Here is a 15,522-nt window from a genome sequence, read left to right as displayed (position 1 = left end):
TCCTCCGCCTTGCATCTGCACGCACCAGACCCCGCTCACCGGCGCTGATCAGCGCTGTCGGTTCCCTGCGACCTGATCCAAACGACAGGCCCTAGGGCTGTCCAGCCTGCCCGGCCCCGGATGAAGAGTTCTTCATCCGGGGTTCATCATTCGGTCCGGGTTCCGTCCGCAGGATCAGGCACATGGCATTCTCCCGTCGTATGGCCGCCCTCTCCGCGGTCGTGCTGATCCCCTTGGGCATCGCCGCGACCAGTTACGCCCTCGCCGACAGCCCCGAGGCGCCCAAGGTCCCGTCCCAGCGGGTGGAGCTGGACCGCAGCACACCGCCCCCCACCTCCACGCTCGACCCCACCCCGAAGCCCACGCCGGGCGACGAGGTCGTCTCGCGGCCCCCGGTGACCGACAGCTCAGCGAGTGACGATGACGACGACCGCGGCCGGGGCTCCTCGGACGACGGACCGGGCGACGACGACGGCGCCGGCTCTGACAACTGACGCCGGCCGCCGGCGCGTCTCCGCCCGGGTCCGCATCCTGCTGTGGCTGCTGCTCGTGATGGCGGTCGCGCTCACCTCCGTCGCCATGACCACCCGCTCGTTCCTGCTGCGGGACGTCGACAGCCGGATCAACCGCCTGCTCACCCAGGAGACCGGCGAGTTCGCCAACTTCGAGGAGCGGGGCGGGGATCCGCGGACGGGCCGGCCGTTCACCGACGCGGACCGGCTGCTGACGGTGTTCCTGGAACGGCAGAACCCCGACGCGGACGAGGAGCTGATCGGCCTGGTCCGGGAGGCGGACGGCACTCCCCGGCAGATCCGCCAGCGGCACGACCTGCCCGTCGCCCTGCCCCTGCACGAGGATCCAGGCGCCAAGCGCGCCGTCTTCGACTCGCCCGCGTCCTCCGGTGTGCTGCACCGGCCGCAGGGCGAGATCCGGTGGGCCAAGGTCACCGTGGCCCAGCAGGGCCGGGAGCCGGACGCCGCGTTCGTCGTCGCCTTCCATCCCCAGCGCGAGCAGGCCCGCGTGAACAGCATGTTCCGCACGCTGCTCGTCATCTCCGGGGTCGCCCTGCTGCTGACCGTCGGCATCGCCTGGGCGGTCGCCGGGCGGATCCTCAAGCCCGTGCGGGTGGTGCGCACGGCAGCGGCGCAGCTCACCGAGCAGGACCTCACCCGGCGGATCCCGGTGCACGGCAACGACGACATAGCGGCTCTCGCCGAGACGTTCAACGGCATGCTCGACCGGCTGGAGCGGGCGTTCGCCGCACAGCGCGAGTTCGTCGACGACGCGGGGCACGAACTGCGCACGCCCATCACCATCGTGCGCGGCCATCTGGAACTGATGGGCGACGACCCGGCCGAACGCGAGGAGACCGTCCGGCTGGTGACCGACGAGCTGGACCGGATGAGCCGCATCGTCGAGGACCTGCTGCTGCTCGCCAAGGCCGAACGCCCCGACTTCGTCTCCCCCGAACCGGTCCAGGTCGCCGAACTCACCGCCGACCTCTACGTCAAGGCCCGCACGCTCGGCGAACGCGACTGGCGGCTCGCCGAGGTCGCCGACCTGGAGGCCGAGCTGGATCCGCAGCGGATCACCCAGGCCATGGTGCAGCTCGCGCAGAACGCCGTGCAGCACACCACGCCCGGCCAGACCATCCGCATCGGCTCCCGCACCGACGGCCCGCACCTGGAGCTCTACGTCGCCGACTCAGGGCCCGGTGTGCAACCCCAGGACACCGAGGTGATCTTCGAGCGCTTCCGGCGCGGCACGGCCCGCCGCGGTGCCCGGGGCTCCGGCGCCGGGCTCGGACTGTCCATCGTCAAGGCGATCGCCGAGGGCCACCGGGGGCACGTACGGCTCCGCGACACTGCAGGTGGCGGCGCCACCTTCGCCCTCGTTCTGCACGCACCCCGGGCACCGGAAGGGAACCCCACGTGAACCGCATCCTCATCGTCGAGGACGAGGAGCGCATCGCCTCATTCGTGGAGAAGGGCCTGCGCTCCAACGGCTTCACCACGACCGTCGTCACCGACGGCGACGCGGGCTACGAGTACGCCCTGACCGGCGGCTTCGACCTCGTCGTCCTGGACATCGGGCTGCCCGGCCGGGACGGCTTCACGATCCTGCGCGAGCTGCGCGAGGCGCGGGTGACGGTGCCGGTGATCGTGCTGACCGCGCGGGACTCCGTACGGGACACGGTGGCCGGTCTGGAGGGCGGCGCCGACGACTGGATGACCAAACCGTTCCGCTTCGAGGAGCTGCTGGCCCGGGTGCGTCTGAGGCTGCGGACGGCCGCGCGGGCGCCGGAGGTGACGGTGCTCAGGTCGGGCTCCCTGAGCCTCGATCTCCGGACGCGGCGTGCCCGGTCCGGGGAACGGACGGTCGACCTGACGGCCCGTGAGTTCGTGCTGCTGGAGCTGTTCCTGCGGCATCCCGGGCAGGTGCTCTCCCGGGAGCAGATCCTGTCCCATGTGTGGGGGTACGACTTCGACCCGGGGTCCAACATCGTGGACGTGTACGTACGGACCCTGCGGAAGAAGCTGGGGGCGGAGCGGGTGGAGACGGTACGGGGGATGGGGTACCGGCTGCCCGCCGGGTGAAGTTCCCTTCATCTCCGGCTCATCGACGGCTCACCCCCGGGATGAACCCTCGATGACGTGACATGGAACCCCCGAGCTCTCACCGCCCTCTGCGTGGCGCTGTCGCTGTGCGCGCTGCTCGCGGTCCCGCAGAACTTCCCGGGACTCGGTGCCGACGCCCGTTTCACGCTCGCCGTGTTCGCGCTCGCGACCTGCGCCTGGATCGGGACGTCCATCGACGACACCTATATCGCGCTGGGCGCCGGGCTCGCCCTCACGGTGACCGGCGTGATCAGCAGCGACACCCTGTTCGGGACGCTCGGCGACGCCACTGTCTGGCTGCTGATCTGTGCCTTCGTGCTGGCGGCCGCGGTGAGCCGGACCGGGCTCGCGGGCCGGGCAGCGGTGTTCCTGGTCAGTGGGGCGCGCACCGTACGGCAGCTCGTGCACCTGACGACGGCCGCCCTGGTCGTCACGGCGTTCGCGGTACCCGCCACCTCCGGCCGGGCCGCGCTCGCGCTGCCGGTGTTCCTCGCCCTCGCCAAGGTCCTCGCCGGCCGGAAGCGACTGGTCGTGATGCTGGCGCTGCTGTTCCCGACCGTGATCCTGCTGTCGGCGGTGGCGACCCTGATCGGTGCCGGCGCGCATCTGATCACCGTGTCGGTGCTGTGGGAGGCGACCGGGCAGCACATCGGCTTCACGGAGTGGCTGCTGCTGGGCCTGCCGCTGGCCGTGGTCTCCTCGCACCTGGCCGCCGAGCTGGTCCTGCTGACGACGACTCGGCGGGCGGACCGCCGCGGCCCGGTCCACATCACGCCCGAGCAGATCCAGCAGCACAGCGAGCAGCCGGTGACCGGCCCCTGGAGCCAGGCCGAGAAGCGCTGCGCCCTGCTCATGGCCACGGTGGTGCTGCTGTGGTGCAGCGAGCCGCTGCACCGTGTGCCGCCCGCGCTGGTCGCGCTGATCGGCGCCGTCATCGCCGCCTCGCCCGCCCTCGGCACCGTGCGACTGAAGGACGCGCTGAAGACCGTCCCGTGGTCGTTGCTGCTGTTCATGGCGGCGACGATGGCGATGGGCGTGGCCCTCGCCGACTCGGGAGCGGCGACGTGGCTGGTCTCCGGACTGCCGGCGGGCGGGACCCCGGTGGTGTTCCTGGCGGTCGTGGTCGCGGTGAGCACGGCCGCCCACCTGGTCCTCCAGTCCCGCTCCGCCCGCTCCTCCGTCCTGGTCCCGCTCGTCGTGGCCGCCTCCGTCGGCGTCGGCGTCAACCCGGTCGCCGCAGCGCTCGCCTCCACCGCCGCCGCCGGCTTCTGCCACACGCTGCCCGCCTCCGCCAAGCCGGTCACGCTCTTCGCGCAGCTCCCCGGCACCCCCACCTACACCCCGCGCGACCTGCTGCGCCTGTCCGCCGTCCTGGCCCCGCTGACCGCCGCGCTCGTGCTGCTCTTCGCCGTCGCGGTGTGGCCGCTGCTCGGCGTCTCCGTCACCCGTTGAAGGAGCCCCACCCATGCTGACCCGTGTCGTCGTAGCCCCCAGCGGGTTCAAGGAGTCCCTGTCCGCGGAGGCCGCCGCCGACGCCATCGCGGCCGGCGTACGCCGGGTCCTGCCCGGCGCCGAGCTCGACCTCGTCCCGCTGGTGGACGGCGGCGAGGGCACGGCCCTCGCCCTGGCCGCCGCGACCGGGGGCCGGCTCGTCCCCGTGCCCGCCACCGGCCCGGTCGGCGAGACCGTGGGCGCCCACTTCGCCCTGCTGGGCTCCGGGGACACGGCCGTCGTGGAGATGGCGGCGGTCGCGGGCCTCTCCCTCGTCCCACGCGGCCTGCGCGACCCGGGCGCCACCACCACCTACGGCGTCGGCGAACTGATCCGGGCCGCACTCGACTCGGGCGTGCGGCGGATCCTCGTCGGCTGCGGCGACTCGGGCACCTCCGACGGCGGTGCGGGCGCGCTCCAGGCGCTCGGGGCCCGGCTGCTGGACGAGGGAGGTGAGGAACTCCCGTTCGGGGGCCGGGAGTTGACGCGACTGCACCGCATCGACCCGAGGGGACTGGATCCCCGCCTGGCGGAGGTGGAGCTGCTCGTCGCCTGCAACCCGTTCAACGTGCTGTGCGGCGAGCGGGGCGTGGCCCGGGTCTTCGGCCCGCAGAAGGGCGCGACGCCCGAGCAGGTCGAGCAGCTGTCGGACGGGCTGGAGAACTGGGCCTTCGTCCTCACCCGTGACGTCGCCGTCCCGGACACCAACCTCCGGTACGGCCCCGGAACCGGAGCCTCCGGCGGGCTGGGCGCCGGCCTCGCCGCCCTCGGCGCCCGTCTCCTGCCCCGCTTCGACGTGCTGCTGGACCACCTCGACCTGGACGCCCGGCTGGCCGGCGCCGACCTGGTGATCACCGCCGAGGGCGCCCTGGACCACCAGACGCCCCGCGGCAAGGTCCCCGCCGAGGTGGCCCGCAGGGCCAAGCTCCACGGCCGCCCGGTCCTGGCCCTGGCGGGCACGCTCGGCGAGGGCGCGCACGAGGTGCCGGGCGTGGACGCCTGCCACGGCATCCTGCCCGCCCCGATGGAACTGGCCGAGGCATTGCTGCGCGCGAGCGAACTGCTCACCGACGCCACGGAACGCGCCCTGCGGATGATCGTCCTCGGCACGCGGCTACCCCTGACCCCCGAGGCGGTTCAGGCGGACGTGTCCGGCACGCAACGCCCGTCCTCCGTGCGGTAGTTCCACCGCGCCCCGTCCGTCACGAGCTCCCGCACGGCCCGTACGAACCGCTCCACGTGCTCGTCCGGCGTGCCCGCGCCGAAGCTGACCCGGATGGCGTTGAGGGACTTCTCGCCGGGAGCCGCCTCCGGCGACCCGCACTCGCCCTGCGTCTGCGGGTCGCTGCCAAGCAGCGTGCGCACCAGCGGGTGGGCGCAGAACAGCCCGTCCCGGACGCCGATGCCGTACTCGGCGGAGAGCGCGGCGGCGAAGTGCGAGCTGTTCCAGCCCTCGACGACGAAGGAGAGCACACCGACGCGCGGGGCGTCGTCCCCGAAGAGGGACAGGAACCGCACCTGGGGGACGTCGGCGAGCCCCTCCCGCACCTTGGCGACCAGGTACTGCTCGCGGGCGACGAGCGTGTCGAAGCCGGCCTCCGTCAGCGCCTTGCAGGCGGAGGCGACGGCGTAGGCGCCGATGACGTTGGGCGAACCGGCCTCGTGACGGGCGGCGCTGTCGTGCCACTCCACGTCCACTCCCCCGTCCGTGTGCCGGGTGACCTTGCGGCTGGCGCCGCCGCCCGCGAGGTACGGCTCGGCCTCGCGCAGCCAGTCGGCCCGTCCGGCCAGCACCCCGGAGCCGAACGGCGCGTACAGCTTGTGCCCGGAGAAGGCGACCCAGTCGACGCCGAGGCCGGCGACGGACACGGGGTGGTGCGGGGCCAGCTGGGCGGCGTCGAGCACGATCCGGGCGCCGTGCGCGTGCGCGGCCGCCGCGAGCTCCCGTACGGGCCACAGCTCGCCGGTGACGTTGGAGGCGCCGGTGACGCAGACGAGGGCCGGGCCGTGCGGGTCCCTCGCGGCGAGGGCGCGCTCCAGGGTCTCGACGGCCTGGCGGGGGCTGCGCGGGGCGTCGAGGTACGTGACGCGGGCCTCGCGCCAGGGCAGCAGGGAGGCGTGGTGCTCGGTCTCGAAGACGAAGACCTGGCAGCCGGCCGGGAGCGCGGCGGCGAGGAGGTTGAGGGAGTCGGTGGTGGACCGGGTGAAGACCACCTGGTCACCGTCCCTGCAGTCGAGGAACTCCGCGACCGTCCGGCGGGCGTTCTCGAACAGGTCGGTCGACAGCTGGGACAGGTACCCGGCACCGCGGTGGACGCTGCCGTAGTACGGCGCGTAGGCGGCGACGTCGTCCCAGACCCGCTGGAGCGCCGGGGCGCTGGCGGCGTAGTCGAGCGCGGCGTAGGTGACCTCACCACCGGTGACGAGCGGAACGGTGACGTCCGCACCCAGAACGGGCAGCGGGGCACAAACGGACGAGGCGGCGGCAACGGTGGAGACGGACATGGCGGAACTCCCGTGAAGTCAGGTGGAATCCGCCCGCGAGCACGTGGCTCAAGCGGGGGTGAAGGAAAGAGGGGTGCGGAGGCGGGGCTCTGCGGCCCTATCGCATTCGCTGGTTCACGAGAGACTCCTCGTCACGCGCTTGCCACAGACCTCGCTGCCTGCGGCCTGGTCTTCACCCGGGGCACCCCGCCACGGACGGAGGGTTGCCGGACAGTCGGCCGGGGCCTCATGACTGTCACTCATGACCTGGAAAGGAACCTACGAGAACGATCGAGGTCCCGCAACCCGCGTCCGGATTGCGGGACACCGGCGTCAGAAAGGCCCTACGCGTTGCTCGCCGCCACCCACCGCTCCAGGGTCCGCTTGGCGGCCCCGGAGTCGATCGACACGGCCGCCTTCGCCATGCCGGCGCTGATCTGCTCGGCCAGGGTTCCCGGGCCGGGTTCGAGGGCCACCAGCGCCGCCGCCGAGTTCAGCAGGACCGCGTCGCGCACCGGGCCCGGCTCGCCGTCCAGCAGACGGCGGGCGACCTCCGCGTTGTAGGAGGCGTCCGCGCCGCGCAGGGCCTCCACGGGGACGAGTTCGAGGCCCACGTCGCGCGGGTCGAAGGCCTCCTCGGTCACCTTGCCGTCGCGGACGACCCACACTCTGGACGTGGCGGTGGTGGTCAGTTCGTCGAGGCCGTCGTCGCCCCGGAAGACCAGGGACGAGTGGCCGCGTTCGGCGAAGACGCCCGCGACGATCGGTGCCATGCGCGGATCCGCGACACCGACGGCCTGAGCACGTACCTTCGCGGGATTGGTCAGCGGACCGAGGACGTTGAAGATCGTCCGGACGCCCAACTGGCCGCGCGCCGCGCCCGCGTGGCGCATCGCCGGGTGGAACTTGGCCGCGAAGCAGAAGGTGATCCCCGCGTCCTCGGCGACCTGGGCCACCCGGTGCGTCGGCAGTTCCAGATTGACGCCGAGCTTCTCCAGTACGTCCGACGCGCCGGACGCCGACGACGCCGCGCGGTTGCCGTGCTTGACGACCTTCGCGCCCGTGCCGGCGATGACGATCGCGGACATCGTGGAGATGTTGACGGTCTTCGCCCCGTCGCCGCCCGTGCCGACGATGTCGACGGCCGGGCCCGGCACCTCGATCACGTTCGCGTGCTCGTACATCGCGCGGACGAACCCGGCGATCTCCTCGACGGTCTCGCCCTTGGCCCGCAGCGCCACCACGAGTCCGGCGATCTGGGCGTCCGTCGCCTCGCCGCGCATGATCAGGTCCATCGCCCACGCGGTGTCGTCGGCGGTCAGGTCCCTGCCGTCCAGCAGACCGTTCAACAGCAGGGGCCAGGAGCGGCCCGCCGCGGTGTCGCCTCCAGCGGGGGTCACAGCGCTCATAAGCCGCTCCAGGGTCAGGCGTCCCGCACTACGGGACGAGAGTCTCAACGAGGTCCACCCTATCCAGCCACGGGGCACCGCGAAGGGCCCCGTCCGAACACCGGACGGGGCCCTTCAGTGGCGTGGCGAAGCAGTGATCAGTGGTGGCCGTGGCCGCTCGTGATCTCCCGGTACTCCTCGGCGGTCGGCTTCGGGATCTGGGCTCCCTCGCCGTAGTAGGACTCGCTGAGCTTGGCGCGCAGCTTCTCGGAGCCCTTCACCTTGCGCTCGACACCGTTCTCGTCGACCGTCGGGCCGATCTCGACCGGCTGGTACTGCTCGTGCGCCGTGAGCGTGTACATCTGCTCCTGGCTGAGCGGCTCGTGCACCTCGATGAACTCACCGTGCGGCAGGCGCTTGATGATGCCCGACTCGCGGCCGTGCAGCACCTTCTCCTTGTCGCGGCGCTGGAGGCCGAGGCAGATGCGCTTGGTGATGATGAAGGCGACGACCGGCCCGGCGAAGAACCCGATCCGGACGAACCAGGTGACCGCGTTGATCGACAGATGGAAGTGCGTGGCGACGATGTCGTTGCCACCGCCGATCAGCATGATCATGTAGCCGGTGACCCACGCGACACCGAAGGCGGTACGCGTCGGGGCGTTGCGCGGCCGGTCCAGGATGTGGTGCTCGCGCTTGTCCCCGGTGACCCACGACTCGATGAACGGGTAGAGGGCGATGATCCCGAGGAACAGGCCGAAGAGGACCAGCGGGATGAACACGCCCAGGACGAGCGTGTGACCCCAGAGGTTGATCTCCCAGCCCGGCATGGCCCGGACCAGACCCTCGGCGAAGCCCATGTACCAGTCGGGCTGCGCGCCCGTCGACACCTGGTCGGGCCGGTAGGGGCCCAGGACCCAGATGGGGTTGACGGTCGCGACGCCGGCGATGGCCGCGATGACACCGAAGACCAGGAAGAAGAAGCCTCCGGCCTTGGCCATGTAGACCGGCAGCAGCGGCATGCCGACGACGTTCTTGTTGGTCCGGCCGGGACCCGCGAACTGCGTGTGCTTGTGGTAGAAGACCAGGATCAGGTGACCGACCACGAGCCCGAGCATGATGCCCGGCAGCAGCAGGATGTGGATCGAGTAGAACCGGGCGACGAAGTCGGTGCCCGGGAACTCCCCGCCGAACAGGAACATCGAGATGTACGTGCCGACGATCGGCACGGACAGGATCGCGCCCTGCGTGAAGCGGACACCGGTGCCGGAGAGCAGGTCGTCCGGGAGCGAGTAGCCGGTGAAACCGGTGAACATGCCCAGGACGAACAGCAGGAAGCCGAACAGCCAGTTGATCTCACGCGGCTTGCGGAACGCGCCGGTGAAGAAGACGCGCATCATGTGCACGAACATGCCGGCGAGGAAGATGATCGCCGCCCAGTGGTGGATCTGCCGGATGAGCAGACCGCCGCGCACGTCGAAGCTGATGTCCAGCGTGGAGGCGAACGCCTCCGACATCAGCTGCCCCTGGAGCGGGACGTAGCTGCCGTGGTACTCCACCTCGTTCATCGACGGGTGGAAGAACAGCGTCAGGTACACACCCGTCAGGATGATGATGATGAAGCTGTAGAGGCAGATCTCACCGAGCATGAAGGACCAGTGGTCCGGGAAGATCTTGCGCATGTTGGCCTTGGCCAGGGAGTAGATCCCCAGGCGGCCGTCGGCCCAGTCGGCGACCCGCTCTCCGGCGGGTGCCTTGCGGCGTGTCTGTGCAGTGCTCATCCGCGCTCCCAGAAAGCAGGGCCGACGGGCTCTTCGAAGTCGCCGAGCGCCTCGAGGTAGCCCTCGTCGTTCACGCCGATGCGGAGCTGCGGCAGAGCGTGACCAGCGGGACCGAAGATCACTCGGGCACCGTCGGAGAGGTCGAAGGTGGACTGGTGGCAGGGGCAGAGCACGTGGTGCGTCTGCTGCTCGTACAGGGAGATCGGGCAGCCGACGTGGGTGCAGATCTTCGAGTACGCGACGATGCCCTCGTGCGACCACTCGAGCTCGCGCTTGTCCTTGATGTTCTCCGGCTGGATCCGGACGATCATCAGGGCGGCCTTGGCGATCTCGTTCTGGAACTCGTGGTCGTGCTCCTCCAGGCCCTCGGGCTTGGCGAAGGTCAGCGAGCCGACCGCGACGTCCGAGGGACGCAGCGGCTCGTTCGTGTTCATGTTGACGAGCAGCTTGCCCTTGGACCAGAGCGTGTGACGCAGCTTGTCCTCGGGCAGCGGGCCGAGGTCGCGCAGCAGCACGACACCGGAGAGCGGCACCAGCGTGAGCGCGCCGAACATGGTGTTGCGGATCAGCTTGCGGCGGCCGAGCGCGGACTCCTTGGCGCCCTGCTTGAAGTCCGCGAAGACCTTCTCGCGGACCTCGGGCTCCGCCTCGATCGGGTGCCGCTCATCGGCGATCTCCACGTCCGACATCAGGGTGCGGGCCCAGTGGACCGCGCCCGCGCCGATGCAGAACAGCGCGATGCCGAGCGTCATGCCCAGCGCGAAGTTCAGCGCGCTGATGTGACCCAGCGGGAAGATGTAGACCGACTTGTCGACCGGGATCGCCACGAACGCGGCGATGAAGGCGATGGTGGCCAGCATCGACACCGTGAACATCAGGGCGACCGAGCGCTCGGACCGCTTGGCGGCCCGCTCGTCGACGTCCTGGATGCGGTGCTCGTGCGGGGGCAGGCCCGGGTCGGCGAACGGGTGCTCGTCCGCGGGGCTCAGCGCCCCGTGCCCGTGCTCGTCATGTCCTGCGGTCTGCTCGGACTGCTCAGCAGGCAGGTTCTCTTCTGGAATGTCTTGGCTACTCATGACTTCTTGGCCTTTGCGGTCCGGGCGGCGACCCACACGGCGACGGCGATCAGCCCGCCCAGACCGAAGATCCAGCCGAACAGGCCCTCGCTGACCGGCCCGAGGCCGCCGAGCTCGAGACCGCCGGGGCTCTCGGACTTGCTGCTGTTGACCGCGTCCAGGTACGCGATGATGTCCTTCTTGTTCTCCACCGAGAGCGTGGTCTCGGGGAAGGACGGCATGTTCTGCGGGCCGGTCTCCATGGCCTCGTAGATGTGCTTCGGGGAGACACCCTCGAGGTCCGGTGCGTACTTGCCGTGCGTCAGCGCACCGCCCTTGCCGGTGAAGTTGTGGCACTGCGCGCAGTTGGTGCGGAACAGCTCACCGCCCTTGGCGATGTCGGCACCCTGGGGGCCGTACTGCTCCTCGGTCGGGATGGCAGGGCCGGCGCCCAGCGAGGCGATGTAGGCCGCGAGCTGGTCGATCTCGGCCTGGCTGTAGATGTTCTTCTTCTTCGGGACCTGGGGGCCCTGGGAGGTGGCGGCCGGCATACGGCCGGTGGCCACCTGGAAGTCGACGGCGGCGGCGCCGACACCCACCAGGCTCGGCCCGTCGGAGGTGCCCTGACCGCCGGTGCCGTGGCAACTGGCGCAGCCGACCGAGTAGAGCTTCTTGCCCTCCTCGATGGTGAGGGACTGGGCGGTTTCGTCGGCCTCAGCCTTGCTCGTGGGTGCGAACACGGCGTACAGCCCCCCGCTGAAGAGCAGCGCGAGGAGTAGGACGACGACCGCCGCCAACGGGTGGCGTCGTCGTGCGGAGAGCTTTTTCACGGATTACCCCGGTGTCAGGATCTTCTGCGTCGGTGCTTCTGGGATGCGTGCCTCGTCGGGCGCGCGCTGCGGTCCCGCTACTTGATCATGTAGATCGTGGCGAAGAGGCCGATCCAGACGACATCGACGAAGTGCCAGTAATAGGACACGACGATCGCGGCGGTCGCCTGCTCGTGGGTGAACCTCCGGGCCGCGTAGGTCCGGCCCAGGACCAGCAGGAAGGCGATGAGACCGCCCGTCACATGCAGGCCGTGGAAGCCGGTGGTCAGGTAGAAGACCGAGCCGTACGGGTCGGAGGACAGGGACAGGCCCGCCTCCTTGACCAGCTCGGTGTACTCGAAGACCTGACCGCCGATGAAGATCGCACCCATCACGAAGGTGACGATGAACCACATCCGCAGCTTCTTCACGTCACCGCGCTCGGCAGCGAAGACGCCGAGCTGGCAGGTGAGCGAGGAGAGCACCAGGATCGTGGTGTTCGTCGCCGAGAACGGGAAGTTGAGATGGGCAGCCATCTCCTTCCAGTGATCGGGACCCGTCACCGATCGCAGGGTGAAGTACATCGCGAAGAGGGCCGCGAAGAACATCAGCTCGGAACTCAGCCAGATGATGGTTCCGACGCTGGTGAGGTTCGGCCTGTTGACCGACGGGTGCGCGTGCCCGGTTTCTACTGTCGTTGCTGTCGCCACGACCGACATTATGTCGGTCGCTTATCCCGCCCTCACTCCGGGGGGTGCCGTTCGGAGTGTCTGAGCCGGTCGTACCGGTGTTGACGTGGTGTTCAAGGGAGTAGCATCCGGCCCAACGGGCCTGTCCTTACGACGCTGACGTCACGGAGGAACAATGCAGCCGACCGCCACGGTGCTGGTCTACAGCGACGACTCCAACACCCGCGAGCAGGTGCGGCTCGCCACGGGACGGCGGCCGGCGCCGGACGTTCCCCTGGTGGAGTTCGTGGAGTGTGCGACTCCTGATGCGGTGGTCAAGGAGCTGGACCGGGGTGGGATCGACGTCTGTGTGCTGGACGGTGAGGCCGTGCCGATGGGGGGCATGGGGCTGTGCCGGCAGATCAAGGACGAGGTGTTCGACTGTCCGCCGGTGTTGCTGCTCATGGGGCGGCCGCAGGATGCGTGGCTCGCGACCTGGAGTCGCGCTGAGTCGGCGGTGACGTTGCCGGTGGATCCCGTGGAGTTCGCTGCTGCCCTGGCTTCCTTGTTGCGGGAGAGGGCGGCTTTGAACGCCTAGGAGCTCGGGGGTTCCTCGTCGTCGGCGGGTGCGGGTGGTGTGTGGCTTTTCGCGCAGTTCCCCGCGCCCCTGAGGTCAGGCGCTCTGAGGGCGTAGGCGGGCTCTGTCCGCCGGTGTGGGGCCCTCCGGGGTGCCGGCTGTGAGGGCGCTGCCTGTGCGCCACTGTTTCCACTCGAGGTTCCAGTCGCCGAAGCCGTTGCCGAAGGGGGCCATCGTGTCGCCGGCGGAGTTGATGACCTTGACGATGTCGCCCTCGCGGACGTTCTCGTAGAACCAGGCGGCGTTCTCGGTGCTCATGCCGGTGCAGCCGTGGCTGACGTTGGCGTAGCCCTGGGAGCCGACGGACCAGGGGGCGGCGTGGACGTACTCGCCGCTGTTGGTGACCCGCACGGAGTGGTGGACGATCAGGTCGTAGAAGTCCGAGGCGCCGATGCTGGCGCTGGTCATCCGGACGGTGCCCTCCTTGGCGAGGACGACCTTGACGCCGTTGCGCGTGTCGTAGCCGGGCATGCCCGTGGTGACCGGGATCTGCCGGACGATCTCGTCGTTCTTGTAGACGGTCATCTGGTGGGCCGCGGCGTCCGTCACGGCTATGACCTTGTCGGCGGTGTTGATCGTCAGCGGCTTGGCCTTGCCGCCCCGCATCCGGTCGCCGATCTTGATGCCGTCCAGGTTGCTGCGGACCCGGACGGTGGCCTGGGCGGGCCAGTAGTCCTTCGGGCGGTAGTGGAGCTTCTTGTCGTCCACCCAGTGCCAGGCGCCTTCCGTGGCGGGCATGGAGGAGACCTTCAGGGCCCGTTCGACGACGGCCCGCTGGGATCTGTCCTTGACCGGCTGGCTCAGCTCGGCCGTGATGGGCTGGCCGACGCCGTAGGTGCCCGCCTTGGGGCCGAAGGTGACGTTCAGCCGCTTGTTGGCGGTGGGCTTGCCGGTGTCGAAGGTGAGGACCTTGCGGCCGGGCGCCCCGTCCTCGTCCTCGGTGCTCACCCGGACCGTGTAGCTGGCGTTGGCGGCGAGCGGTGAGGTGCTGTGCCAGCGGGCGCCGTCGGCGGAGAGTTCGCCCGCCACGTAGCGTCCGGAGGCGTCGTGGGCCGTGACGTCCGTGATGCGCCCGTCGGAGTCCTCGGCGACGACTTCCAGGGGCTTGTCCGGGTCGGCCTTCTTGCGGCCCTCTGAGGGGGCGTTGAAGGAGATCTGGTCCGCCGCGTCGTAGGGGCGGTGGGAGAGCGGGTTGCCGTCCGAGCCGCAGGCGGTGACGCCCGCGCAGAGGGCTATCACCAGCAGCGTGCAGCTGACGACGGTGCGGGAGCGGGAGATCGCTGTGTGGCTCATGACCTCACGCTAGGAAGCCAGGTCAACTGCGGCACGCCGGGTGACTCGTACGAGTGACACGGATTGCGGCAAAAGCAGGGGCCCGGACGCTCCTTGCGGAGTGTCCGGGCCCTGGAGCGCTCGGCTCGTGTTACTGGGTGCGGTTCTCACCGCGGTAGTACTCGAAGACCCAGCCCCAGACGCCGATCAGAATGATCGGCAGGGAGAAGTACATCAGCCACCAGCCGATCGCGATCGACAGGAAGGCGAGGGCGCCACCGATGGCCAGGGAGAGCGGCTGCCAGCTGTGCGGGCTGAAGAACCCGACCTCGCCGGCGTCGTCCGCGACGTCCGCCTCCTTGTTGTCCTGCGCACCGACGTCGACCCGCTTGGCCGTGAAGCCGAGGTAGAAGCCGATCATGATGCACAGGCCGAAGGCCAGGAAGAGGGCCGTGGTACCGGCCGGCTCCTTCGACCACACGCCATAGACCACAGCCATGGCGAGGACGAAGACGCTCAGCCACATGAACATCTTGCCCTGGATCTTCACTTGCCGGCCTCCTTGCCACCAGCGATGGCCTTCTCGCCGTGACCGACGTTCTCGAGCTGGTCGAGGGCGGCGATCTCGGGGTGGTGCAGGTCGAACGCCGGGGATTCACTGCGGATCCGCGGCATGGTGATGAAGTTGTGCCGCGGCGGCGGGCAGGAGGTCGCCCACTCCAGGGAGCGGCCGTAGCCCCACGGGTCGTCGACGCCGACCGGCTTGCCGTACTTGGCCGTCTTCCAGACGTTGTAGAAGAACGGCAGGAGCGACATGCCGAGCAGGAACGAGCTGATCGTCGAGATCGTGTTCAGCGCGGTGAAGCCGTCGGCCGCGAGGTAGTCCGCGTACCGGCGGGGCATGCCCTCGGCACCCAGCCAGTGCTGGACCAGGAACGTGCCGTGGAAGCCGATGAACAGCGTCCAGAAGGTGATCTTGCCGAGGCGCTCGTCCAGCATCTTGCCGGTCCACTTCGGCCACCAGAAGTGGAAGCCGGAGAACATCGCGAACACGACGGTGCCGAAGACGACGTAGTGGAAGTGCGCCACCACGAAGTACGAGTCGGAGACGTGGAAGTCCATCGGCGGCGAGGCCAGGATGACACCGGTCAGACCACCGAAGGTGAAGGTGATCAGGAAGCCGGTCGCCCAGAGCATCGGTGTCTCGAAGGACAGCGAGCCCTTCCACATGGTGCCGATCCAGTTGAAGAACTTCACACCGGTCGGGACCGCGATCAGGAAGGTCATGAAGGAGAAGAACGGCAGCAGCACACCGCCGG

At 69.8% G+C, this 15,522-nt stretch carries 15 protein-coding genes and 1 riboswitch; of the genes, 6 read left to right on the top strand and 9 right to left on the bottom strand.

Annotation, left to right across the window (positions count from 1 at the left end; all coding sequences use genetic code 11):
* Nucleotides 1-182: 182 nt before the first annotated feature.
* The 5 genes from ABZ192_RS42315 to ABZ192_RS42295 are packed head-to-tail and all read left to right on the top strand — an operon-like array spanning nucleotide 183 to nucleotide 5,292.
* Entirely contained in the window at nucleotides 183-494 is a 312-nt protein-coding gene (locus tag ABZ192_RS42315) for a small secreted hydrophilic protein (protein WP_356929782.1), read from the top strand.
* A complete protein-coding gene (locus ABZ192_RS42310) occupies nucleotides 421-1,935 on the top strand; it encodes an ATP-binding protein (protein ID WP_356929781.1) in 1,515 nt (504 codons plus the stop codon). Before ABZ192_RS42315 ends, ABZ192_RS42310 begins: the two co-directional genes overlap by 74 nt.
* Nucleotides 1,932-2,597: a response regulator transcription factor gene (locus ABZ192_RS42305; RefSeq protein WP_356929780.1), complete on the top strand. Its 666-nt coding sequence runs from the start codon at nucleotides 1,932-1,934 to the stop codon at nucleotides 2,595-2,597. Before ABZ192_RS42310 ends, ABZ192_RS42305 begins: the two co-directional genes overlap by 4 nt.
* A 57-nt stretch (nucleotides 2,598-2,654) precedes the next feature.
* Nucleotides 2,655-4,070: an SLC13 family permease gene (locus ABZ192_RS42300; RefSeq protein WP_356929779.1), complete on the top strand. Its 1,416-nt coding sequence runs from the start codon at nucleotides 2,655-2,657 to the stop codon at nucleotides 4,068-4,070.
* A gap of 13 nt (nucleotides 4,071-4,083) precedes the next feature.
* Nucleotides 4,084-5,292 (top strand): glycerate kinase, encoded by a 1,209-nt coding sequence (locus ABZ192_RS42295; RefSeq protein ID WP_356929778.1) that lies wholly within the window; start codon nucleotides 4,084-4,086, stop codon nucleotides 5,290-5,292.
* Here ABZ192_RS42295 and ABZ192_RS42290 read toward each other — a convergent pair.
* From ABZ192_RS42290 to ABZ192_RS42265, 6 genes are all read right to left on the bottom strand, one after another.
* Nucleotides 5,247-6,614 (bottom strand): aminotransferase class V-fold PLP-dependent enzyme, encoded by a 1,368-nt coding sequence (locus ABZ192_RS42290; protein ID WP_356929777.1) that lies wholly within the window; start codon nucleotides 6,612-6,614, stop codon nucleotides 5,247-5,249. The genes ABZ192_RS42295 and ABZ192_RS42290 overlap by 46 nt on opposite strands.
* A gap of 130 nt (nucleotides 6,615-6,744) precedes the next feature.
* A riboswitch (SAM riboswitch) is annotated at nucleotides 6,745-6,861 on the bottom strand.
* A gap of 76 nt (nucleotides 6,862-6,937) precedes the next feature.
* The gene (trpD, locus tag ABZ192_RS42285) at nucleotides 6,938-8,002 is read right to left on the bottom strand and encodes an anthranilate phosphoribosyltransferase (protein ID WP_356929776.1); all 1,065 of its coding nucleotides are present in this window, start codon (nucleotides 8,000-8,002) and stop codon (nucleotides 6,938-6,940) included.
* Nucleotides 8,003-8,139: 137 nt separating this feature from the next.
* Nucleotides 8,140-9,762 (bottom strand): cytochrome bc complex cytochrome b subunit, encoded by a 1,623-nt coding sequence (locus ABZ192_RS42280; protein WP_356929775.1) that lies wholly within the window; start codon nucleotides 9,760-9,762, stop codon nucleotides 8,140-8,142.
* A complete protein-coding gene (locus ABZ192_RS42275; RefSeq protein WP_356929773.1) occupies nucleotides 9,759-10,838 on the bottom strand; it encodes a Rieske 2Fe-2S domain-containing protein in 1,080 nt (359 codons plus the stop codon). The genes ABZ192_RS42280 and ABZ192_RS42275 overlap by 4 nt, the downstream gene beginning before the upstream one ends.
* Nucleotides 10,835-11,647, bottom strand: coding sequence for a c-type cytochrome (locus ABZ192_RS42270; RefSeq protein ID WP_356929772.1), 813 nt, complete (start codon nucleotides 11,645-11,647; stop codon nucleotides 10,835-10,837). Before ABZ192_RS42270 ends, ABZ192_RS42275 begins: the two co-directional genes overlap by 4 nt.
* A gap of 77 nt (nucleotides 11,648-11,724) precedes the next feature.
* A complete protein-coding gene (locus tag ABZ192_RS42265) occupies nucleotides 11,725-12,345 on the bottom strand; it encodes a heme-copper oxidase subunit III (protein ID WP_033312739.1) in 621 nt (206 codons plus the stop codon).
* A gap of 145 nt (nucleotides 12,346-12,490) precedes the next feature.
* On the opposite strand from ABZ192_RS42265, the gene ABZ192_RS42260 reads away from it, so the two are divergent.
* Entirely contained in the window at nucleotides 12,491-12,892 is a 402-nt protein-coding gene (locus ABZ192_RS42260) for a hypothetical protein (protein ID WP_351404233.1), read from the top strand.
* Nucleotides 12,893-12,967: 75 nt separating this feature from the next.
* Here the strand turns inward: ABZ192_RS42260 and ABZ192_RS42255 are convergent, their stop codons facing one another.
* The 3 genes from ABZ192_RS42255 to ABZ192_RS42245 all read right to left on the bottom strand — a co-directional run.
* On the bottom strand, nucleotides 12,968-14,224 hold the full coding sequence (locus ABZ192_RS42255; RefSeq protein ID WP_356929771.1) for an Ig-like domain-containing protein: 1,257 nt from the start codon (nucleotides 14,222-14,224) through the stop codon (nucleotides 12,968-12,970).
* Between the two features lie 130 nt (nucleotides 14,225-14,354).
* Nucleotides 14,355-14,753, bottom strand: coding sequence for a cytochrome c oxidase subunit 4 (locus ABZ192_RS42250; RefSeq protein WP_356929770.1), 399 nt, complete (start codon nucleotides 14,751-14,753; stop codon nucleotides 14,355-14,357).
* Nucleotides 14,750-15,522, bottom strand: a 773-nt coding sequence (locus ABZ192_RS42245; RefSeq protein ID WP_356929769.1) for a cbb3-type cytochrome c oxidase subunit I, incomplete at its 5' end; no start/stop codon positions are given. The genes ABZ192_RS42245 and ABZ192_RS42250, both read right to left, overlap by 4 nt.

It is taken from the genome of Streptomyces sp. NPDC006235, from assembly GCF_040613735.1.
Taxonomy (GTDB): Bacteria; Actinomycetota; Actinomycetes; order Streptomycetales; family Streptomycetaceae; genus Streptomyces.
Note: the sequence above shows the minus strand (reverse complement) of the source record. Positions and strands in the feature narration are given on the sequence as shown.

Bases quoted from the DNA above. Each gene is read 5' to 3' on its own strand.
- ABZ192_RS42255 (WP_356929771.1), bottom strand. From the start codon at position 14,224: ATGAGCCACACAGCGATCTCCCGCTCCCGCACCGTCGTCAGCTGCACG.
- ABZ192_RS42280 (WP_356929775.1), bottom strand. From the start codon at position 9,762: ATGAGCACTGCACAGACACGCCGCAAGGCACCCGCCGGAGAGCGGGTC.
- ABZ192_RS42265 (WP_033312739.1), bottom strand. From the start codon at position 12,345: ATGTCGGTCGTGGCGACAGCAACGACAGTAGAAACCGGGCACGCGCAC.
- ABZ192_RS42290 (WP_356929777.1), bottom strand. From the start codon at position 6,614: ATGTCCGTCTCCACCGTTGCCGCCGCCTCGTCCGTTTGTGCCCCGCTG.
- ABZ192_RS42275 (WP_356929773.1), bottom strand. From the start codon at position 10,838: ATGAGTAGCCAAGACATTCCAGAAGAGAACCTGCCTGCTGAGCAGTCC.
- trpD (WP_356929776.1), bottom strand. From the start codon at position 8,002: ATGAGCGCTGTGACCCCCGCTGGAGGCGACACCGCGGCGGGCCGCTCC.
- ABZ192_RS42260 (WP_351404233.1), top strand. From the start codon at position 12,491: ATGCAGCCGACCGCCACGGTGCTGGTCTACAGCGACGACTCCAACACC.
- ABZ192_RS42310 (WP_356929781.1), top strand. From the start codon at position 421: ATGACGACGACCGCGGCCGGGGCTCCTCGGACGACGGACCGGGCGACG.
- ABZ192_RS42315 (WP_356929782.1), top strand. From the start codon at position 183: ATGGCATTCTCCCGTCGTATGGCCGCCCTCTCCGCGGTCGTGCTGATC.
- ABZ192_RS42295 (WP_356929778.1), top strand. From the start codon at position 4,084: ATGCTGACCCGTGTCGTCGTAGCCCCCAGCGGGTTCAAGGAGTCCCTG.